Raw genomic sequence first — 20,320 nt, 5'->3', positions numbered from 1 at the left:
AACAGCCAGTGAAACTCAAACTATTCTTTTTCTTATCCTTTATTTTTTTTATCCATACCCATGCCCAAAGTTATATATTCGGAAGGATTACTTCTGAAGATGGTGCTGAAATGCAGGATGTGAATGTAATCAACCTCCGGACTGATGAAATAGTAGTTTCCAACAGAGACGGCCATTTTATGATTTCCGGAAGACAAGGGGATGAATTACGTTTTATAAAAGCAGGATATGAAAGGCTCATGAGAAAAGTTTCTCAGGAAAATATACAATCTCCTATGAACATAAGCCTTGTTCGCCAAACCATTCAGATTCCTGAAGTGGAAGTGAAACAAGGTCTTACCGGAAACCTGAAAATAGATTCAAAATTATATAACAAACCTAAAAAGGTTGAAAAACTGATCAAAGATATAGATCAGTATATCGCTCAGAAATCAGATCCAAGAATATTGGCAGCCAAACCGGGAGAATTTGTACAGCCCAAAGGACAGGGATTCTCTATAGGAAAAGTGAAAAACAAATGGGATGATGTAGATTTGATGCAGTATATCAGAGCAAGTCTTGGAGATGATTATTTTACCAATCTTAAGATAGAAAAACCGCTGATAGATCATTTTATTTACTATGTTTTTGCGGGAGGTTTTGAAAGAAAAAAAATCCTGAAGTACGGATTCTGCAGTGATGCGGATCTAAACAGATTCCAGGGTTTTGTTCTGACAAGAATTTCATCTTATCGTGCTCCACAAACTCAAAGATAAATGGAGATGGTATGTATCAGAAAAATAATATTCCTTGTACCTCTTTGTATCGCTTCAGGGTTGTGGGCGCAGCAAAAGATATCGGGAAGAGTAATTACGGGTAATGATCTGGATGTAACTCCTGTGCTCATTGTCAATATTTCAGCAGGTAAAAGCATGTTAAGTGATATGTCCGGGAAATTTGAAATTGAAGCAAAAGAAAATGATGAGATCAGATTTGTAAAAGAAGGATATTACCGCGCTGATAAAAAAATCACCGGAGAAGATCTTAATTCTCCAATGAATATTATTCTGAAGAAAATGGAGATTCAGATCCCTGAGGTAAGGATAAAGTACAAACCTACAGGGAATCTTGCAAAAGACAATCAGCATTTGAATGAATCCAGAAAGATCCAGTCATTAAAATCAGATATGGAGGATTATATGAAAAGTCCGCTTATTCAGCCTTTGCCGAATAATATCCTATCAAAAACTTTTACGGGTCATGATTTTAATGCAGGGCAGGTAAATGTGCTTGGCGTATTGAGTGCTGTAGCAGGTTTGGTGAAAAAAACAACAAAGCCTAAAATTACCAAAGCGAATTACAATGAAACTCAGGATTTTCTTAGAAGGGTAAGAAATGAAATTAATTTAAATTTCCTGAAAAAATACGGAATGGATGAGGAGCAGATAGATACTTTTCTTCTCTATGCAGAAAAGACACGTTTACTGGCAAAAAGATACAGGAAGGATTTTCAAATAAGTGTTGTAGAATATGAGCTTAAAGTAGCATTCGGGGAATACAGCAAAATGAATAAATTAGAGGGAACTAAAGAATAATAAAAGTTGGGGTATATGGCTGAAAATATTGAAACATCTGGGCAGAGAAAAATTTTTCTTTTCCTTATGATTCTGTGCAGTACGCTCATTTTTTCCCAGCAGACCGTGACGGGACGGATTGTGGATGAAACTGGCGAAGATTTAAGTAAAGTGATTGTCATCAACATGTCTACCGACAAAAAAGTGTACTCTGATACCAATGGAATATTTTCTATTGATGCTAATCCTAATGATGAACTGAGGTTTGTAAAAGAAGATTTCAACAGAATATCCAGAAGAGTTCTTACCAATGGTATCAACTCTCCATTATTTATTATTCTGCATCAGATTCCGAGGGATGTGGGAGAAGTAAAGATTGTAAAAAAACTCACCGGAGATCTGGAAACAGATTCACGGATTGTAGCAAAAGTAGATAAGGGTGAACAGGTAAGGGATGCAGTAGGACTTCCGCAGCCGGTGGGAAAAATGAGAGAAAAGCCAGCTGAAGTGAAAAGTGTTCTTTTACCAATACTCTTAGGGAACCTGAATGTTCAGGGTGTGTATGATCTGATAAGCGGTAAAGCCAGAAGGCAGAAAAGACAATATAAATATGATGATCTTCAGGAGCATGTTGCCTGGATTCGGGAAAGGATAGATGATGATTATTTTGTAAAAGCCGGAATTCCAGCCGACAGAATTTCAGAATTTATTCAGTTCTCATTTTTAGCAAAACCTCAGGTACGAACCTATGTGAAAGCAAGAAATCTTTCAGGCGTAATGTTGAGGTTGGAAGAAACGATGCCTCTTTTTATAGAACGGTTGAAAGAGAACGAAAAGTAGTTTAAAGAGAGAAATATTCATCCAGGTTGAATACGTTTTATTTTCTATCTTCATCTTTAAAATGTTAAGAAAATCTTAAAATATTGGAATGGTAATTGATACAATCATTAGTGTAACAACAACCTAAATTCACAATTTTTATGAATAAAAATATTTTTGCAGTAGCTATAGCCGCGCTTGGTTTTGTAATCGGGCTCGGATTTTTAGGAAACGCGATTAAAAACAGAAATAAATCTGAAAATACAATTTCCGTAACAGGTCTAGGGATAAAACAGTTTACATCTGATCTGATCACCTGGTCCGGAAGTTTTTCCAAAAATAATCTTGATCTTAAATCAGCTTATGATGAGCTGGCGATGGACAGAAAAGTCATTAATGACTATCTGCTTTCAAAAGGAATACAGCAGAAAGAGATCGTATTTTCTTCTGTAGATATTCAAAAACAGTTCAGAAGTTATAATGATGCCAACGGAAATTATGTGCAGGGAGAGTTCTCCGGGTATAACCTTACCCAAAAAGTTTCCATTGAAAGCAAAGAAGTAGGAAAAATAGAAAACCTATCCAGAAATATTACGGAAATTATCAATCGTGGAATTGAATTTACTTCTTCTTCACCAGCTTATTTTTATACTAAATTAGCTACCGTGAAACAGGAAATGATTGCGAGCGCAACAAAAGATGCGAAAGAACGTGCTGAAAAAATTGCTGAAAATTCAGGAAGCAGCTTAGGAAATCTGAAGAAAGCAACAATGGGAGTAATCCAGATTACAGCACCCAATTCTAACGAAGATTATTCCTATGGCGGAACATTCAATACCTCTTCCAAAGAAAAAGAAGCCAGTATTACTATAAAACTGGAGTACGAAGTAAATTAATAGAACTATTGTCTAAACTTTACAAGACTACAGAACATTAAGTATTTAAAACTTTTGTGGTTAAAAAATAAACAATAAACGCCGGAATCTTTCTCCGGCGTTTTATATTTTAATGATAAATAATATCGTAAATTTCTTTTTTGGCTTTCTCCACATTTTCGGGAGTATAATTAGCAAGCAGCCATAGGTTCAAAGATTTTTTTCCCTCACCATAACTTGGCTGAATGTGGGTATCATCAATCAGACTGAAATTGTTTCTTTGATAAAAAGAATAACGTCTTGCAGCATCTTCACTCAAATCTGCAGGTTCAATTTCTAAAATAACACCGGGATAATTTTCTGATATATGATTGATAATTTGAGAACCCAGTCTCTTACTTCTGAATGCTTCAAAAACTTCAAAATGTTCTACAAAAACAAAAGTACTAAGCTCCCACAAGATGAGGTAGCCAATAGCTTCCGATTCATGAATGACAGACATAAACTTTACATACGGATTTGAAAACAAGCCCGTAAACTGATCTTTATCTCGTTGCTCGTCTACAGGAAAAGTGGTTGTATAAGAAGTATAGATTTCCTGAACTCTATGATCTTCAGCAGAGGTGATTGGTGAAAATTCCATAATTTATAAATCAAAGACGCTAGGTCTTCTGGTGATGAAAATATCTTTAATCCAAAGTGTGAATGCTAATCCTAAATAGATCAGAAAGAAAAAACCGGCAGTGGCAAAAGTAGAGTAGATGAAGAAAATTCTCAGTTTAGATACAGGAATTCCCAGCTTGGCACCCGTTCTTGTCAGTACACCAAACCACTCTCTTTCCATTTTATGACGGATATTACTCAGCATTTCCAAAATTGTTATTTAAAAGTTTAAATCCAATACTGCAAGGTAAGCAATTTTTTTGATAAGGTTTTTGCAGGAGGTTATGTATTCAGTGACAATTATTCTTTTAAAAGTTTAAATCCAATCCCACATACTAAGCAGTTCTTTGTTTCGCAATAGGTTTTATGATGATAGATCAGACTTTGACTTTCTAAGGCATTGGTAATTTTCATTCCAAGTTTTTTCCAGCCTGTAATGATGGTATTTTTTTCGGGAGAAACAGTTTTGTACAGTTCAATAATTTCATCTGCAATTTCTTCACGATGATATCTGTGATAAGTATATTGTAAAGGCAGGACTGTATTTAAAATAAGAAGATCAATAAAATCTTTAGTCAATGTTTTTGGCTGTACTTTTGAAATATTTCCGAAGTTAAAATGAAAATCCCAGTATTCAGAGGCTTTTATGGAACTAAAGATGGTATACAACTGATCTCCGTTTCTGGCTTCCATAATTTTTGAGAATAAATTCTGATGTTTGTAAAGGTCTGCCAATTGTGATAATCGGATTGTGGGGAAATTGGGAGGCCTTAACCTTAAAAATTTTGGATGAAATTTCAGATCTGAAATCGAAAACTTAGCTTTAATGAAATCAAATTCTCTTTTCCATATTTTCATCTGTCCGTCCTGCGGATCCTCAAGCCATCCTGAGATTCCGAAGAATAAAGCTTCAAGCTGAAGAGGATTCTGGCGGATTTTATTGATAATATTATAATCCACACTTTCAGCAATCTGCCGGAAAATGTGAGCATTTACTTTTAGTCCGAATGAATAAGCAAAACTGTGAAATAAAACAGCTTCAAAATTATTTTTATACCGGATTAAGCTCTGTTCAAGCTCTTCAGATTTTTCGTCCAGTTTTTTCAGAATATTCTCTTCGTGAAAGTTAACAGGTACTTTTTGGGGATTAAAAATATTTTCACAGGGAATAAATTCATTTCCATTAATGAGTTTTTCATATTTCAAGATGATATTTTCATCAATATGATTTTTAAGTTCCAACGTTGGAACATGTTTTCCGGTAAGTTCTTGAATTTCTATGTCATGCTGAAGTACAACATGCAGAATGATATTTTGATAATTGGGATCCTGGGAATGATTGTGAAAAATCCAGTCTGAGGAACGAACATGCAGTTCTATGTTTCCTGCGAGAAGTAAGCCGTTGATTTTGATTTTAGCATCCAGAAAATCGGGGCCGGCATTTTTATTCCATTTTCCAAAATGGATGATCTCAACGGAATTTCCTTCAATATCCTTGAAGTCAAAATTTTTGAAAACCTTATAGTTCCAAAGATATTGAAGTAGTTTTTCCGTCATAAGTGTGACGTAAATATAATAGAAATATTATACTTTCGTCAGCTCCTTATTAAAGTTTTCTATAGTCGTTCTATACATTTTCTCATAGATAGGAAGAATGTTTTTCAAATCGAATTTTATAGCCTGATCTTTCGCGTTTTGCTTCATTTTGGTTAAAAGTTCATCATTGCTCAATAGCTTGATGGTGTAGTTGCTCATGGCCTCCACATTTCCAATTTCAGCAAGATATCCTGTCTCTCCCTGGATGTTTACCTCAGGAATTCCTCCTGCGTTGGAACTGATTACCGGAGTATAAGCGGCCATGGCTTCCAAAGCTGCCAGACCGAAACTTTCCTGTTCTGAAGGAAGAAGAAATACGTCCGAAAGCTGTAAGATTTTATACAGATCATTCACCTTTCCTAAAAGACGGATTTTGGAGATAAGATCCGGGTTTTCTTCTAAAAACTGATTGACCTTTTCCATATCAGGACCTTCACCAATGATGATAAGTTTTGATTTTACCTTTTTCTCCACATTCTTAAAGATCTGAAGGACTTCATCCACACGTTTTACAGGACGAAGGTTGGATACGTGGATCAGGATCTTTTCATCAGGATTGGCAAACTGTGTTCTCTGGCACTCAGAGCAGTCATCAAATTCAGAATTGTCAATAAAATTGGTAATCACCTGAATTTCTTTTTTGATGTTAAAAAACTGAAGGGTATCTTTTTTCAGACTTTCAGAAACTGAAGTAATAGCATCTGATTGGTTGATAGAAAACTCTACAGCATGTTTATAGCTTGGATGCTGGCCTACAAGGGTAATATCTGTACCGTGTAATGTAGTCACCAGTGGAATATCATTATTGTCTTCCTGAAGCATCTGTTTAGCTGTAAAAGCTGCATATGCATACGGAATGGCATAATGTGCATGAAGAAGATCCAGTTTATAAAGATTGACAACCCTGTAGATCATCGAGCTTAACGCAATATCATAAGGCTGATACTGGAAAAGAGGATAAGTCTGAACATTTACCCTGTGGAAGAAAATATTCGGGTTGGTAATGTCTAATCTTGCAGGAAGTGCAGAACTGATAAAATGTACTTCATATCCTTTATTGGCAAGAGACATTCCTAATTCTGTTGCTACAATTCCGCTTCCTCCATATGTTGGATAGCAAAGTATGCCTATTTTCATTAGATTATTGTTGTTTTGATGTTGTATTATTTGGTATTCGCTGAGGTACCTGCATTAAGATCTATACCCATTCCCGGTTTCAGCTGGTCATTAACCAGTACAGGAAGTTTTCCCCATATTTTTGTTTTTCCGTTTAAAGCATCAGCCGCTGCGTTCATTGAATCATCATTGTTTTCGTAAGAAACAAGAACTGTTGAAACTTTTGAAATATCGATATCCTTTAATGCATAAGCACTTCCGAATACGTTCAGAATTACATTTTGATTTTTGGTAAGATCAGAAAGTACCTGCTTAGATTCTGCAGAAACTTTATATGGCTTATAAGCTGTGGAATTATCTTTATGGAAACCTACAATTACCGTTGATCCTGCTGGAATAGTATTTATTTCACCCGCTTTTTTGATGATTACATTGTTGCCTAATCTGCTGGCGAAAGTCTGATAAGGCGCTTCTTCCAAAGGAACATAGTATATCTGTTTTCCTGTAAGGGGCAGTAATTTCTTTTCATCCTTTAATAAAGTCAATGCATTGGAATAAAGATTCTGTACTAACTGGATATGAGAATTATTATTTAAATCAGTATTGATGTTTTCCGGATTTTTTGGTGTGTATTGCGTAAGACCAAGGAAATATTTGGTCAATAAGATTTTTTTCACACTTTCTTCTACTCTGGACTGAGGAATTTCTCCTTTATCAATAGCTTTCTGAATCAGTTTTTTACCTTCGGAAACACCTTGTGAGAAAAGCATAATGTCATTTCCAGCTTTAAAGGCCATAGCGTCCAGTTCTCCCGGCTTGTATTTATTGGCTACAGCACCCATATTTAATGCATCGGTAATAATTAAACCTTTATAACCCAGCTTATCTTTCAGTAATCCGGTAATGATGTTTTTAGAAACAGAAGCCGGAATTCCTTTTCCTGATTCTAAGCTTGGAACATATAAATGGGCAACCATTACTCCGCCAATTCCTTTATCCATCAACGCTTTGAAAGGTGCCAGTTCTATTGTATTAAGTCTTTCCATTGAGTGGGAAACAACAGGAAGATCAAGGTGTGAGTCTGTGCTGGTATCTCCGTGCCCCGGGAAATGTTTAATTGCTGCTAAGATGTTGTTATCCTGAAGTCCATTAGAGTAGGATAGGGCAGAGCTGATTACATTATCCACTTCAGAACCAAAGCTTCTGTTACCAATGATAGGGTTATTAGGATTGGTATTGACATCCACTACAGGAGCAAAATCCCAGTTGATCCCCATTCTGTGACAGTCATCAGCAATTTTTGCGGCCATCTGATAGACAAGGTTTTTATCCTGAACAGCACCTAATGTCATTGCCCAAGGAAATTTGTGAGCCGTGGCAATTCTCTGGTATAGACCCCATTCTGCATCCATACCAATCATCAAAGGAATTTTGGATTTTTGCTGAAATTCATTTACAAGGTTGATTTCCCTTGCAGCATCATCCTGCATTAAGATTAGACCGCCTATTTTATCATTTGTAACAATATTTCTTACCTGGCTGATATAGTCTTCTCCTTTATTGGTATAAAGTGCCACAATAAATAGCTGCCCTAGTTTTTCATCCTGAGAAAGATTTTTATAGGTTTTTTCAACCCATTTCTGAGCCTTTTTCAAATCTTCTTTAGAAGTGTTTTTAGGCTGATATTGGGCGTTCACCTTAGGACTTATCAATGCGACAATAAAGAGTGAAGTATATAATAATTTCTTCATGACTTTTTGAATAAGAACAAAAATACAATTAAAAAAATGAGGAAAACAAAGTTTTTGACATTTTTGGTATATGATTTGAATACGCAATATAAATAATAACTAAACTTTAATAAGAAATGAAAAAAATACTTCTCTTTTTATTCCTGGGCGCTGTAGGATTTACTGCTTATAGCTGTGATAATAGTGATGACACTGTAGTACAGGGAACAGATTATGATACTATAAACCAGTCGTTTGATATAAGTCCTAGTTTCACTAGAGTCGATGATAATCTTTATAGATGGAGCGATGATTTTAACAGCCCATTAGTACAGTCCGATATGGTTCTTATTTATATGCAGATTGGAACTGATGGAGGTTCTCCTACTTGGAAACTTCTTCCATATACTCGTTATGTAGGGAATACAAATAATGATGCCGTAGATTATATTTTTGAATTCAGTAAATTTGCTGCTACCATTAATATTAATTCTACTGCTGCATTTAGTTTAACAGCTAATCCATCTTACTATCAGAATAAAAATTTCAGAGTCCTTATTCTTCCTGCTAACGGAACGGGTACTGGTGGTGCAAAAGCAGCTAAAGGTACTGCTGTAGATTACAATGATTACAAAAGCGTAATTAAATATTACAATATTGACGAGTCTAAAATCAAGACTAAATAATTTAGAATATCTTTTCAGTTTTTTATAATTAAAAAAGCTCCGGGAGAAATCTCGGGGCTTTTGATTTTTAATGACCGCTTATGATTATAAATCAATGAATGATTTTAACCGTATAATTCAATTATTGTTTATAAAAGTATAAGGAAGATAGGAGCTGTTAAATTAAAGGCCTATTTGAGTGCTTTAAGTATTGAATATATGGTCTGAATCTAAATGATCGTGCCAGAATGATAAAAATAAAAAAGCTTCAGAATTTCTGAAGCTTTTGTTGTATTTAGTTATCGTTGTCATCCAGAAGATGTCCAAAGAAATCTTTTTTTGTTTGCAGATATCCTTTGCTTATTTCGTTTGCAGGAATCTGTAGCGGTACTCTGGAATTAAGGTGAATATTGCTGTCTACCACATATTTTACCTTTTCAGGATTATTTGTCAGAAGGTTGATATCTTTTACATCCAACAGATTAAGAATTTCAATGGCTACGCCAAAGTTTCTGTCGTCTGCAGGAAGTCCCAGTTCAAGATTGGCCTGTACGGTGTCCAAACCTTTTTCCTGTAGGGAATATGCCTTCAGCTTGTTGATGATCCCGATGTTTCTTCCTTCCTGACGAAGGTAGATGATAATTCCACCGTTTTCATGGGTATATTTCATTGCAGCATCTAATTGTTGGCCGCATTCACATTTTTTTGAATGGAAAACTTCTCCGGTAATACATTCTGAATGGAAACGAACATTGACAGGCTTTGAAAAATCTGTATTTTCAGCGATGATGGCCATATGAGGCATCCAGTCGTTTTCGTTTTCGGAGAAAGCTATCATTCGGAAAGTACCGTGCTCTGTAGGAACATTGGCTTCCGCCTGAATTTTAATCATTGATAGTTCAATTAGTTTTTAACTTCCTGGCAAAGCATCTTCAATAACAGAGATATTGGTTTTTAAACGAACCAGATATCTGTTGAGAACTTCATCGTCATCTCTGTCAAGATTCTGTCTTAGCTTTTGAATTTTTTTGTAAGATTTTTCGAAGCTTTTAAGGGCTCTGCTCTTACCCGCAGAATTGTTGGCATCAATAGCATATAAATAATTCTGAAGGCTGTATTTCAAACTGGTAACCTCATCATTCAACCCATTGTTTTTAAACTTGGGAAAAGTGGAGATCATGTTTGAAATTTCAGAAGCATTTACATTTTCTTTAATATTGATATTAAAATTCTTCTTTGAGCCTCTGTCGGAATCAGAACCTTTGGTATCACTATAAAAATTATTTGACAACGGGGAAAGGTTTAGCTTTTCCGTTGCGCAGGAAGATGTTAATATGATAAGTACTCCAAGAAAAATTAGTCGTTTCATTTCTGTTGCCCTTTTTGATAAAGGATTGGGTTAAGACTTTCATCGTTATACATTTTCATTTGTTTGTATACTTTCATCTTAACGTTACCGTTTTCAATATCAGCAAGCAACTGATTGATAGAAGTTGATAGATCCTCTTTCTGAGTAAGCAGAACATCCAGTTTAGCCTGGCAGTTGTTTCTGTGTTCTTCAGAAGCAGATTCTCTATTAGCTTCTAACGACATATGATAAACCTTTAATGCAAGAATTGATAATCTGTCTACTGCCCAAGCGGGAGTTTCTGTATTTATTTTTGCTTCAGATTTAGGAGTTATATTTTCAAACTTAGTAAGGAACCAGCCGTCAATATATTCTACCAGATCAGTTCTTTTCTGATTGGAAGCGTCTATTGTTCTCTTGAGTTGAAGAGCTTCAGCCGGATCAATATTTTCATCTCTAATTATATCTTCCAGATGCCATTGAACGGTATCAATCCAGTTCTTTGCATACAAAATCCGTTCCAAACTATCTTTTTCGAAAGGGTTATTAATTAGAGTGTTAACATCATCAGACACGTGATAGTCTTCAATAGCTTGATTGAAGACTTTCCATGCAGTCTCAGTAAATTTCATTAATTTTAAGGAATTTTAGTTACTTGGAGAATTATTATTATCGTTCGAAGTTGGTTTTTTTTCAGAACCTGGCTTGTCTTCTTCTTTTACCGCATCTTTAAATTCTTTGATTCCTGAACCTACTCCTCTCATTAATTCCGGAATTTTCTTTCCTCCAAAAAGTAATACTAAAAGTACTGCTACGATAAGGATATGTTGCCAAGATAAGGCAAGTATTGTTAGTGTATTCATCTCTTAAAATTTTTGCAAAGTTACACTTTTTTTAATATGAAATCCAACCTAATGGATCAACTGGCGTACTTCCGTTCCATACTTGGAAATCAAGGGTATAAGCACCATCAAAATCCTGGGCTATAGTACCTAATGCTGTTCCTGATGAAACCTGCTGTCCTTTGGAAACATTTGCATTGGATAGGTTGGAATAAATAGTAAAATACCCTCCGTGTTTGATAATTACGGTCTTGGTACCATCACTGCTTGCTACAACCGAAGATACAGTTCCCGGGAATACAGATTTAGCACGCGTACCTGAAGGCACGGAAATTTTAATCCCGGTATTGTCTTCAGATATATTTTTGAAAACCGGGTGTTGCTGTCTTCCGAAACGGTGGGTAATTTGTCCGGCTCTGTCTGCAGGATAACCAAGTCTTCCTCTGTTATCTGCAAAGCTGTTTCCGGTAGCGGTGGAAACTCCGTAGCTTGTCATAGCTTTAGTTTCAGCAGCTTTTTTATCTTCTTCTTTTCTCTTCGCAAGGGCTGCTTCTGCGGCTCTTGCTGCGGTCAATTTATCTGCTGCTTCTTTAGCTCTTGCATTGGCTTCATCTGACGCTTTTTTAGCGGCTACTCTTCTGGACTCATCTCTTGCATTGGCTTCTGCCTTAGCGGCTTCTTCACTGCGTTTTCTTTCTTCTTCAGCTCTTTTTGCTGCCAGATCTGCTGCTCTCTTAGCTTCTGCTTCAGCCAGCCTTCTTTCCCTTTCAAGGGCTTCTGCTCTTGCCTTAGCTTCCGCTTCAATTCTTGCTTTTTCTCTTTCAGCGGCTAGTTTTGCTAAACGTATTTTTTCTGCTTCTGCTTTTCTTCTCGCTTCTTCCTCTGCTTTGGCAATTCTGATTTCTTCAGCAATAATAGCTCTGATCTGTCCTTCCAATGCTTTAGACTGAACTTGTTTTTGTTTAAGCTCAGCTGTTAATTTGGATTCGTTTTTCTTAAAATCAGTTACCAATTGTTCTTTTTGGGATCTTTCAGCAGTGATCGTCGCCAAATCCTTCTGTTGGTTTACCAGAAGGTTTGCTTTCTCTTTTACAGAGTTTTGTCTTTGGGTGATTGTTTTCTTGATCAGGTTGGCAGCATCTGTAATTTCAGCTGCTTTTTTATCCTGATAATCTGAATATTGTTTCAGGTACTGTACTCTACGTATCCCTTCTCCTAAATTCTTGGCAGAAAGAATAAAAGTTACTTTGTTCTGTACTCCTTTATTTTTATAAGCATTTACCAGAACTTCAGCATAGTTTTTTCTTAAAACAGCCAGTTCTTTATTCTGACGGTTGATTTCCAGCTGACGTAGATAAATATCATCCTCAATGAATCTTTTTTCTTTCTGCGTATTATTGTATACCTTCTCTCTTAACACCAACTTTTGGTTGACATTAGAAAGGTAAGCTACGGAAAGCTTAGATTCACTTCTGGTTTTGGCTAAATCGGAATTTATTTGTGCAATTTGTTTTTTAAGTTCGGCATTCTGCTTCTGCAGCTGTTCTTTGGTCTGCTGTCCCTGGTGCAGTCCGAACATCAAAACACCTATTAAAAAGCTAAATTTTCTAATCATTTAATCTCAATTTTCTTATAACTGGATGGTACAGAATAAGGTGTTTCCATCCTCGAAAAGTCAAATTTCGTATTTTCCATTAAGATCTGGCTAGATTTTGAACCTTTTATAATTATTTTAACATTTTTCGGAAGACGGATTCCTTCATATTCATTCCAGTCACTGTAAGAAACATCCAGCTCGTCTGAAGATAAAATGTCTTTTAGGTTGACGGACAATAAATCGTAATTAGTGTCGTATTGAAGTTCTATTTTATATTCCCTGTTTTTTTCATCTGTGGTAATTTTCTGATTGATATTAGAAACCATTTTGAAGCCCTGTGCATTCTGTGTCAGATCAAATTGTCTGTCATTTATTTTTACAAAAGTTCTTCCCAACAGGATTTTCTCCAGAGATTTATAATCAATGAAATTAACGTTCAGTAAATTATTAAGATAATCAAAGTCGGAATCTATATAGGTTTTATTAATCTTATCCTGGCCTTTTATCCCTTCAGGAGTAGCAATCCCTCTGGCTGCATTGATGAATAGTGCTCTGAGATTCATCCACACCTTCTTATCATTTTCAATATAGATGGTAGCATCCAGCGTAGGAACATAACTTCCTGTTTCTACACGTACTTTACTATCGATCTTGATCTGCTCATATTTGGGTGCAATCAATACATGTTCGTAAAAGGTAAGTTTGTCTCTTACCGGTTGGTTTACATCTTTTGGATCTCCATTGTCTTTATCTGCTGTAGTAGTAATGCTGTCCCGTGTCTGATCTGTGTCATTTTGGACTTTGGTACGGGTCTTACAGGATGATAAGGCAAGAAGTAATAAAAGAAGGGGAATCCAATTTTTCATGTATTTATCTTTAGTTAAAAATACGGTGCAATATTAACGCCAAACCACACAAAATCTTTTGTGTGGCCTGATGATATGTTGTTTAAGTTAAATAATTTCTATTCTTATTTAGATAGAAAATCTAAAACGGAATAATCTCCCAAAGAAATTTCTCTGGCTACTCCGAAATACTGTGCAGAATTACCGATCATAGAATTGGAAAGGTTTCCATGATTGATTCTGGTGTTTTCCTGAATCAGGGAGTTTTCAATATTAGAATTAACAACTGTTGTATTATTTCCTAATGAAACTCCAGGTCCTACTTTTGAATTGGATATTTTTACATTTTCACCAATAAAGCAAGGCTGGATAATCAAAGAATTTTCAATCAAAGAAGAAGCTGGATAATTCTTCATTTCCTCTCTTTCGTATTCAAGAATTTTGCTGTTGGTTTCCACAGTGGCATTTTTGTTACCGCAGTCCATCCAGTCATTTACTTTTCCAAGAGTAAATTTAGCTCCTTTAGATCTAAGGTTTTCAAGAGCTGTTGTCAATTGATATTCTCCTCCGTTTTTAATATCATTGTCCATGATATAGTTGATCTCTTCCATCAGTTTTTCAGCACTGTTGAAATAATAGATACCAATGATAGCAAGATCTGAAACATAGGTAGTCGGTTTTTCAACAAAATCTGTGATGAAACCGTAGTTGTCTAATTTTACAACTCCGAAAGCAGATGGATCTTCCACGCTTTTTACCCAGATCACTCCATCAGAATTTTTGTCTAATTGGAAATCTGCACGGAAAAGGGTATCTGCAAAAGCAATAACGATATCTCCCTGCATAGACTGCTCAGCACATTTGATCGCATGAGCCGTTCCAAGAGGATCGTTCTGATAATATATGCTTCCTTTTGCTCCCAGCTTTTCAGCAATCTGAATAAGGGATCTTTCGATCTCAGGACCAAAATCTCCGATGATAAAAGCTACCTCTTCAATGTTTTCTCCTGCAACTTTAGCAATATCTTCCACCAATCTCTGTACGATAGGCTTTCCTGCAATAGGGATAAGCGGTTTTGGAACTGTCAGTGTATGGGGACGTAATCTGGAACCACGTCCAGCCATAGGAACAATAATTTTCATAAATTATATAAAGAATTTTTTATAGTTATTTTAATAATATGGTTAAAGATAATAATTAAAACCTTTGTTGGGATATGATTTATATCTTTTTAATATTTGAATTGATTTGTTTACTATCAAAATAAAGACCAAAGTTTAATTCTTTCTGATTCTCGATAAAATCAATTTTTTTTCAGAATAAATCAAAATTCCGGTGAAGATCAAAAATAGGATATTACTTGTTAAAATATTATAATTGAGATATTTTACAATGATGAAGCTAAAGATTCCAAGTAATATAAGGAAGAAAGACATTTTCTTCATTCTGTAAGGGATAGGATAGTATTTCTGGCCCAGCAGATAGGATACAATCATCATGATAACATAAGCTCCGAATGTAGCCCATGCAGAACCAATCATGCTGTGATAATAGTTTAATGCTAAAAGGTTGAGCGTGATGTTTATGCCTGCTCCAAGCCACGAAATAACAGTTCCTACACTGGTTCTGTCTGTTACTTTATACCAGGTAGAAAAGTTATAATATATTCCGAAGCAAAGATTGGCAATCACAATAATCGGGATGATGTCTATAGCGATCCAATAAGACTTGTTGGGAATGAAAACATCTTTCAGCCAGGAAATATTAGCGATGATTCCCAAAGCTACCGCACAGGCAAAAAAGGAAAAGTATTCTGCAACTTTGGCGTAGGTCTTTTTGGCATCACCTTTATCCATTTGTTTAAAGAAGAAAGGCTCAATACCCATTCGGTAAGCCGTAACAAATAAGGTCATCAGTACAGCCAGTTTATAGCAGCCTCCATAGGCCCCGGCTTCTTCGTCCGAAATATGATTTCTCTGGATGGATTTATCAAAGTTTTCATTGACCATAAAGGCCAGACCTGCCAGCATGAGCGGAAAGGAATACTTGATCATACGTCCGAACAAAGAGGTTACAAACTGAAATCGTACTTTTAATATAATAGGAAGGAGTAATAAAACCCCTAAAGCGCTTCCCGCTAAATTACTGAAGAACGGATAATCTACATTTTGATCCAAACCGAAACTTTTGGATAGGGTTTCCGGAATCCAGAAGAACAGTGCTGCTGTAAAAACGGCCTGAAATATAGCCTGAACAACTCTTACTGCAGAGTATTTGATGGGCTTATTATGAAAACGAAGCCATGCAAAAGGAATCACTAATAAATTGTCGAAAAAGGCAATCAAAGCAAACCATCTGATATATTCCGGGTTATCGTGGTATCCTGCATAGTCTGCGATTTGCTGATTGAATAAATAGCATAAGACTAAGAAAACAGTAGAGGTTGAAAATAAAAACCAGAATGAGGTATTGAAAGTCTTTTTCTCATTACCATCCTCAGCAGAAAACCGGAAATAAGCCGTTTCAAAACCGAAAGAAAGTATAATATTAACAAACGAAATCCATGCATAAAGCTGAGTGAAAATCGCAAAACCTTCATTGGGAATTTTGTAGATCAAAAGTGGATTCAGAATAAATAGAATAATTCTTGGTGCTATAGCTCCCGCTCCATAGATGATTGTCTGCCCTAATAGTTTCTTATACAAAGTCGAAATTTTTTACAAATGTAAAACTTTAAGCATTCGTTTGGTGATTTTGGGTTGAATTAAAACATAAAATCTTAATTTTACGGGGAAATAAATTGAAATGAAAGTTCTTATAAAAAACGTAAATATCGTCAACGAAGGAAAAGTCTTTGAAAGCGATATCCTAATAGAAAATGACTCAATCTCCAGGATAGCGGCTGATATTTCTGAAGATGCAGATCAGATCATTGATGGTTCAGGAAAGTATCTTCTTCCGGGAGTAATTGACGATCAGGTGCATTTCCGTGATCCGGGACTTACGCATAAAGGAGATATTGAAAGTGAATCAAGGGCCGCTATTGCCGGTGGGGTAACCAGTTTTATCGATCAACCCAATACAGTACCCAATGCTGTTACTCAGGAACTGTTAGCCGACAAATATGAGATTGCTTCCCAGAAAGCTTATGCCAACTACGGTTTTATGATGGGAGGAACCAATGATAATCTTGCTGAAGTTTTGAAAACAAATCCTAGAAATGTTCCCGGTATCAAATTATTCTTAGGTTCATCTACAGGAAATATGCTGGTGGATAACCCGGAAACTCTGGAAAATATTTTCAGCAATACCCAAATGCTGATTGCTGTTCACTGTGAAGACGAAGCTACCATCAGAGCCAATACTCAAAAATACATGGATGAATATGGGGATGATATTCCTGTAAAATTCCATCATTTGATCAGAAGTGAAGAAGCATGTTATATATCTTCTTCCAAAGCTATTGAACTTGCCAAAAAAACAGGTGCAAGACTTCACGTTTTTCACCTTTCGACAGCAAAGGAAATGGAACTTTTCAGAAATGACATTCCTTTAAAGGATAAAAAGATCACTGCTGAGGTATGTGTTCATCACCTTACTTTTACGAATGAGGATTATGAAACAAAAGGCGGACTTATCAAATGGAATCCGGCTGTAAAAACTCAAAAGGATAAAGATGCCCTTTGGGAAGCATTGTTAGATGACAGAATTGATGTTATTGCTACAGATCATGCTCCTCATACTGCAGAAGAAAAAAATAATGTGTATACTAAGTGTCCTTCAGGAGCACCTTTGGTGCAGCACTCATTGGTTGTGATGCTGGAGAACTATAAAAACGGTAAAATTTCCCTAGAGAAAATCGTTGAAAAGATGTCTCACAATCCTGCTATCCTTTTCAAAGTTGAAAAAAGAGGTTTTGTAAGAGAAGGATATAAAGCAGATTTGGTTTTAGTTGATTTAAATGAAAACTGGACGGTTTCCAAAGATAACTTACTGTACAAATGCGGTTGGAGTCCATTGGAAGGAATGAACTTCCACTCTAAGGTTACTCATACTTTTGTTAATGGACATTTGGTGTATGATAATGGTAATATTGCAGAGGGAAAATTTGGGGAGAGATTGCTTTTTGAAGCGAGAGATTAATAAGATATTATTACGATAAATCAACAAGAGCGGGCTTTAGCCCGCTCTTTTATTTTATATACCTCCATTGGCTTTAGCTAAAACTTATTTAGCTCTCGCAGATTTTTTTAGATTCAAGCATCAACTAAATCCGAACAATCTGCGAGAATATATTATTTACTTTTTGGCCTTATTCCCCATATAAAAAGTAAGTTTTCCACCATTCATAATCTCAGAATGCTTCAGTGTGAAGTTTTTTATTTCTTTTCCATTCAAAAGAACCTTTTGAACATACACGTTTTTCGGACTTTGGTTGATAGCTTCAATTTCAAAAGTTTTTCCGTTTTCCAGATTCAGTACAGCGTTATCAATCGCAGGACTTCCGATAGAATAATCTTCCGATCCGGGAGCTACAGGATAAAACCCTAATGTGCTTAAGATATACCAGGCACTCATTTGTCCAGCATCATCATTTCCTCCCAATCCATCTGGTGTTGCTTTATACTGCATTTCCAGAATCCGGCGGATTTGTGCCTGTGCTTTCCATGGCTGCCCTGCCCAGTTATAAAAATAAACAACATGGTGAGCCGGTTCATTTCCATGAACATATCCACCAATAATTCCTTCCCGTGTAATGTCTTCTGTATCGGCGAAGAATTCATCAGGCAGATGCATGGTGAACAGTTCATCCAGTTTTGATGCAAATTTTTTCTTTCCCCCCATTAGGCTGATCAGTTCATCCGGATTTTGTGGAACAAAGAAACTGTAGTTCCAAGAATTTCCTTCAATAAAGCCTTGCCCATGGGTGCTAAGCACATCAAAATCCTTTTTAAAGCTTCCATCTGCCAAACGCGGACGCATAAATCCGATGGTTTTGTCAAAATTATTTTTCCAGTTTTCAGATCGCTTGATAAACTGATTGTAGATTTCTGTTTTGTTCAAATGTTTTGCCAGTTGAGCAATAGCCCAATCGTCATAGGCATATTCTAATGTATTGGAAACAGAAGTTCCGCTTTTCTCAGCCGGAATGTAACCAAGATCAATATACTGTCCGATACCTTCGTAGTTTCTTTTATTAGCCGTTTCTATACATGCTTTTAAGGCTTCTTCTGGATCACCCTTATAATTTCCTTTAATAATGGCATCCGCAACAACACTTACGCTGTGATAGCCGCTCATACACCAGTTGTCGTTGGCATAATGGGACCAGATAGGCAGCATTTTCATAGAAAACTGATTATAATGAGCCATCATTGATTTTACCATATCACCATTCCGTTTGGGCTGGATAATATTAAAGAATGGATGAAGAGTACGGTAAGTGTCCCATAAAGAGAACGTAGTATAATTGGTGAAGCCTTCTGCCTTATGAATATTTTGGTCTAATCCTTTATATTCTCCATTAACATCCATGTAAGTCGTAGGATTGATAAAGGTATGATACATTGCTGTATAGAAGTTCGTTTTTTCCGTATCAGAACCTTTGATGACAATTTTATTTAATTCTTTATTCCAGTTGTTCTGTGCTTGAGTTTTAGCCTGATCAAAAGACAGATTTCCGACTTCTTTTTCAAGGTTTTCCAAAGCGTTGGTCTGACTTACTGGTGAAATGGCCAGCTTAACTTCAATCGCTTCATTTTCATTAGTATCAAAATCAAAAAACATTTTCAGGTTCTTCCCTGCGATTTCCGGAAAGTTCTGGTTCTGGTCAAATTTTCTCCAAAACCCTTTGTAGACTTGTTTTTCATCATAGTTTTTCTGTCCATAAGATTTAAATGGTTTTGAAAATTTCATAGCAAAATAGACCGTTCTTGTTCTCGCCCAGCCATTAGTCTGACGATAGCCTGTGATGGTATTTCCGTTTTCTACCCGAACGTATGTCCATACATTTTTTCCATCATAGTTGTAAATGCCAGCCATCAGATCCAGAATAATGTGAGACTGGTCAGATTTTGGAAAAGTATAGCGGTGAATTCCTACTCTTGGCGTTGCTGTTAATTCTGCCAGAATATTGTGATCATCCAGCTTCACTTTGTAGTATCCTGCCTCCGCAGTTTCATTTTGATGTGAGAACCTACTTCTGTAACCGTTTTCAGGATTAGTTGCTGTTCCGGGATTCAATTGAAGTTTTCCTACAGTAGGCATTATCAGGAAATCTCCGAGATCAGAATGTCCTGTTCCACTGAAATGAGTAGAGCTGAAACCAACAATGGTTTTATCTTCATAGCGGTAGCCGGCGCAGTATTTATAAACCTCACCATTGTATTTTCCGTTAAGTTCATAAGAAATAGTATCTGTTTCAGGACTTAGCTGTACAGCACCAAAAGGAACTGTAGCTCCAGGATAAGTATGGCCCATCTTTTCAGTTCCAATCAGTGGATTGACGTATTGTATTAATTTTTCAAATTTTTGGGCATTAAAGCTGGCGCTTACAAATACTAGAGAAAGAAAGACAATGGGTCTGTAATTTTTCATTAATGACAATTTTTCAAAGTTTAAAATTAATTAAAATCATCATTTGCTGTTGTGTTTTAGATAAGTTTGAATAC

General features: G+C 36.0%; 20 protein-coding genes. 6 read left to right on the top strand and 14 right to left on the bottom strand.

Going from position 1 to position 20,320, the window contains the following annotated elements; all coding sequences use genetic code 11:
• Window positions 1-8 precede the first annotated feature (8 nt).
• The 4 genes from AC57AW_RS01760 (at window position 9) to AC57AW_RS01745 (ending at window position 3,268) form a co-directional block, all read left to right on the top strand.
• Window positions 9-755, top strand: a complete 747-nt coding sequence (locus AC57AW_RS01760; protein ID WP_496350614.1) for a hypothetical protein — start codon at window positions 9-11, stop codon at window positions 753-755.
• Entirely contained in the window at window positions 756-1,574 is an 819-nt protein-coding gene (locus AC57AW_RS01755) for a hypothetical protein (RefSeq protein ID WP_496350613.1), read from the top strand.
• A gap of 15 nt (window positions 1,575-1,589) precedes the next feature.
• Window positions 1,590-2,393, top strand: a complete 804-nt coding sequence (locus AC57AW_RS01750; RefSeq protein WP_496350612.1) for a carboxypeptidase-like regulatory domain-containing protein — start codon at window positions 1,590-1,592, stop codon at window positions 2,391-2,393.
• 140 nt (window positions 2,394-2,533) lie between these two features.
• Window positions 2,534-3,268, top strand: coding sequence for an SIMPL domain-containing protein (locus tag AC57AW_RS01745; RefSeq protein ID WP_496350611.1), 735 nt, complete (start codon window positions 2,534-2,536; stop codon window positions 3,266-3,268).
• Between the two features lie 109 nt (window positions 3,269-3,377).
• Here the strand turns inward: AC57AW_RS01745 and AC57AW_RS01740 are convergent, their stop codons facing one another.
• From AC57AW_RS01740 to AC57AW_RS01720, 5 genes are all read right to left on the bottom strand, one after another.
• Window positions 3,378-3,890: a GNAT family N-acetyltransferase gene (locus tag AC57AW_RS01740; RefSeq protein ID WP_496350610.1), complete on the bottom strand. Its 513-nt coding sequence runs from the start codon at window positions 3,888-3,890 to the stop codon at window positions 3,378-3,380.
• A gap of 3 nt (window positions 3,891-3,893) precedes the next feature.
• Window positions 3,894-4,115 (bottom strand): PspC family transcriptional regulator, encoded by a 222-nt coding sequence (locus AC57AW_RS01735; RefSeq protein WP_034695702.1) that lies wholly within the window; start codon window positions 4,113-4,115, stop codon window positions 3,894-3,896.
• A gap of 95 nt (window positions 4,116-4,210) precedes the next feature.
• Complete coding sequence (locus AC57AW_RS01730; protein WP_496350609.1) at window positions 4,211-5,467, bottom strand: DUF2851 family protein; 1,257 nt, start codon at window positions 5,465-5,467, stop codon at window positions 4,211-4,213.
• A 27-nt stretch (window positions 5,468-5,494) separates the two neighbouring features.
• Window positions 5,495-6,643 (bottom strand): N-acetyl-alpha-D-glucosaminyl L-malate synthase BshA, encoded by a 1,149-nt coding sequence (gene bshA / locus AC57AW_RS01725; RefSeq protein ID WP_047420302.1) that lies wholly within the window; start codon window positions 6,641-6,643, stop codon window positions 5,495-5,497.
• A 26-nt stretch (window positions 6,644-6,669) separates the two neighbouring features.
• Window positions 6,670-8,373: a glycoside hydrolase family 3 protein gene (locus AC57AW_RS01720; protein WP_496350608.1), complete on the bottom strand. Its 1,704-nt coding sequence runs from the start codon at window positions 8,371-8,373 to the stop codon at window positions 6,670-6,672.
• Between the two features lie 116 nt (window positions 8,374-8,489).
• Between AC57AW_RS01720 and AC57AW_RS01715 the strand changes: the two genes are divergently transcribed.
• On the top strand, window positions 8,490-9,038 hold the full coding sequence (locus AC57AW_RS01715) for a hypothetical protein (RefSeq protein ID WP_496350607.1): 549 nt from the start codon (window positions 8,490-8,492) through the stop codon (window positions 9,036-9,038).
• A gap of 274 nt (window positions 9,039-9,312) precedes the next feature.
• Here the strand turns inward: AC57AW_RS01715 and ribA are convergent, their stop codons facing one another.
• The 8 genes from ribA to AC57AW_RS01675 all read right to left on the bottom strand — a co-directional run bounded on the left by ribA (window position 9,313) and on the right by AC57AW_RS01675 (window position 16,354).
• Entirely contained in the window at window positions 9,313-9,909 is a 597-nt protein-coding gene (ribA, locus tag AC57AW_RS01710; protein ID WP_318849345.1) for a GTP cyclohydrolase II, read from the bottom strand.
• Between the two features lie 18 nt (window positions 9,910-9,927).
• Window positions 9,928-10,386, bottom strand: coding sequence for a hypothetical protein (locus AC57AW_RS01705; protein WP_496350606.1), 459 nt, complete (start codon window positions 10,384-10,386; stop codon window positions 9,928-9,930).
• A complete protein-coding gene (locus AC57AW_RS01700; RefSeq protein ID WP_318849347.1) occupies window positions 10,383-10,997 on the bottom strand; it encodes a DUF4254 domain-containing protein in 615 nt (204 codons plus the stop codon). Before AC57AW_RS01700 ends, AC57AW_RS01705 begins: the two co-directional genes overlap by 4 nt.
• 15 nt (window positions 10,998-11,012) lie before the next feature.
• Window positions 11,013-11,228, bottom strand: a complete 216-nt coding sequence (locus AC57AW_RS01695) for a twin-arginine translocase TatA/TatE family subunit (protein ID WP_318849348.1) — start codon at window positions 11,226-11,228, stop codon at window positions 11,013-11,015.
• A gap of 31 nt (window positions 11,229-11,259) precedes the next feature.
• The gene (locus AC57AW_RS01690; RefSeq protein WP_496350605.1) at window positions 11,260-12,822 is read right to left on the bottom strand and encodes a murein hydrolase activator EnvC family protein; all 1,563 of its coding nucleotides are present in this window, start codon (window positions 12,820-12,822) and stop codon (window positions 11,260-11,262) included.
• Window positions 12,819-13,670 (bottom strand): lipoprotein insertase outer membrane protein LolB1, encoded by an 852-nt coding sequence (gene lolB1, locus AC57AW_RS01685; RefSeq protein ID WP_496350604.1) that lies wholly within the window; start codon window positions 13,668-13,670, stop codon window positions 12,819-12,821. Before lolB1 ends, AC57AW_RS01690 begins: the two co-directional genes overlap by 4 nt.
• Before the next feature lie 104 nt (window positions 13,671-13,774).
• Window positions 13,775-14,791 (bottom strand): sugar phosphate nucleotidyltransferase, encoded by a 1,017-nt coding sequence (locus AC57AW_RS01680; RefSeq protein WP_496350603.1) that lies wholly within the window; start codon window positions 14,789-14,791, stop codon window positions 13,775-13,777.
• Window positions 14,792-14,926: 135 nt separating this feature from the next.
• Window positions 14,927-16,354 carry an oligosaccharide flippase family protein gene (locus AC57AW_RS01675; RefSeq protein ID WP_496350602.1) on the bottom strand — a complete coding sequence of 476 codons (1,428 nt, stop codon included), beginning with the start codon at window positions 16,352-16,354 and terminating at the stop codon, window positions 14,927-14,929.
• Between the two features lie 100 nt (window positions 16,355-16,454).
• On the opposite strand from AC57AW_RS01675, the gene AC57AW_RS01670 reads away from it, so the two are divergent.
• Window positions 16,455-17,792, top strand: coding sequence for a dihydroorotase (locus tag AC57AW_RS01670; RefSeq protein WP_496350601.1), 1,338 nt, complete (start codon window positions 16,455-16,457; stop codon window positions 17,790-17,792).
• A gap of 156 nt (window positions 17,793-17,948) precedes the next feature.
• Here AC57AW_RS01670 and AC57AW_RS01665 read toward each other — a convergent pair whose 3' ends face one another.
• Window positions 17,949-20,246, bottom strand: a complete 2,298-nt coding sequence (locus tag AC57AW_RS01665; protein ID WP_496350600.1) for a GH92 family glycosyl hydrolase — start codon at window positions 20,244-20,246, stop codon at window positions 17,949-17,951.
• Between the last annotated feature and the right edge of the window lie 74 nt (window positions 20,247-20,320).

Source organism: Chryseobacterium sp. BGA-UO-ETr-SB22 (assembly GCF_059567885.1).
The sequence above is the reverse complement of the archived record's forward strand: the minus strand, read 5'-3'. Positions and strand labels throughout refer to the sequence as shown.

Excerpts from the sequence above, each read along its gene's own strand:
- AC57AW_RS01740 (WP_496350610.1), bottom strand. The coding sequence starts at position 3,890 with ATGGAATTTTCACCAATCACCTCTGCTGAAGATCATAGAGTTCAGGAA.
- ribA (WP_318849345.1), bottom strand. The coding sequence starts at position 9,909 with ATGATTAAAATTCAGGCGGAAGCCAATGTTCCTACAGAGCACGGTACT.
- AC57AW_RS01715 (WP_496350607.1), top strand. The coding sequence starts at position 8,490 with ATGAAAAAAATACTTCTCTTTTTATTCCTGGGCGCTGTAGGATTTACT.
- AC57AW_RS01700 (WP_318849347.1), bottom strand. The coding sequence starts at position 10,997 with ATGAAATTTACTGAGACTGCATGGAAAGTCTTCAATCAAGCTATTGAA.
- AC57AW_RS01730 (WP_496350609.1), bottom strand. The coding sequence starts at position 5,467 with ATGACGGAAAAACTACTTCAATATCTTTGGAACTATAAGGTTTTCAAA.
- AC57AW_RS01750 (WP_496350612.1), top strand. The coding sequence starts at position 1,590 with ATGGCTGAAAATATTGAAACATCTGGGCAGAGAAAAATTTTTCTTTTC.
- AC57AW_RS01705 (WP_496350606.1), bottom strand. The coding sequence starts at position 10,386 with ATGAAACGACTAATTTTTCTTGGAGTACTTATCATATTAACATCTTCC.
- AC57AW_RS01745 (WP_496350611.1), top strand. The coding sequence starts at position 2,534 with ATGAATAAAAATATTTTTGCAGTAGCTATAGCCGCGCTTGGTTTTGTA.
- AC57AW_RS01755 (WP_496350613.1), top strand. The coding sequence starts at position 756 with ATGGAGATGGTATGTATCAGAAAAATAATATTCCTTGTACCTCTTTGT.
- AC57AW_RS01690 (WP_496350605.1), bottom strand. The coding sequence starts at position 12,822 with ATGATTAGAAAATTTAGCTTTTTAATAGGTGTTTTGATGTTCGGACTG.
- bshA (WP_047420302.1), bottom strand. The coding sequence starts at position 6,643 with ATGAAAATAGGCATACTTTGCTATCCAACATATGGAGGAAGCGGAATT.
- AC57AW_RS01670 (WP_496350601.1), top strand. The coding sequence starts at position 16,455 with ATGAAAGTTCTTATAAAAAACGTAAATATCGTCAACGAAGGAAAAGTC.
- AC57AW_RS01695 (WP_318849348.1), bottom strand. The coding sequence starts at position 11,228 with ATGAATACACTAACAATACTTGCCTTATCTTGGCAACATATCCTTATC.
- AC57AW_RS01665 (WP_496350600.1), bottom strand. The coding sequence starts at position 20,246 with ATGAAAAATTACAGACCCATTGTCTTTCTTTCTCTAGTATTTGTAAGC.
- AC57AW_RS01735 (WP_034695702.1), bottom strand. The coding sequence starts at position 4,115 with ATGCTGAGTAATATCCGTCATAAAATGGAAAGAGAGTGGTTTGGTGTA.
- lolB1 (WP_496350604.1), bottom strand. The coding sequence starts at position 13,670 with ATGAAAAATTGGATTCCCCTTCTTTTATTACTTCTTGCCTTATCATCC.
- AC57AW_RS01720 (WP_496350608.1), bottom strand. The coding sequence starts at position 8,373 with ATGAAGAAATTATTATATACTTCACTCTTTATTGTCGCATTGATAAGT.
- AC57AW_RS01680 (WP_496350603.1), bottom strand. The coding sequence starts at position 14,791 with ATGAAAATTATTGTTCCTATGGCTGGACGTGGTTCCAGATTACGTCCC.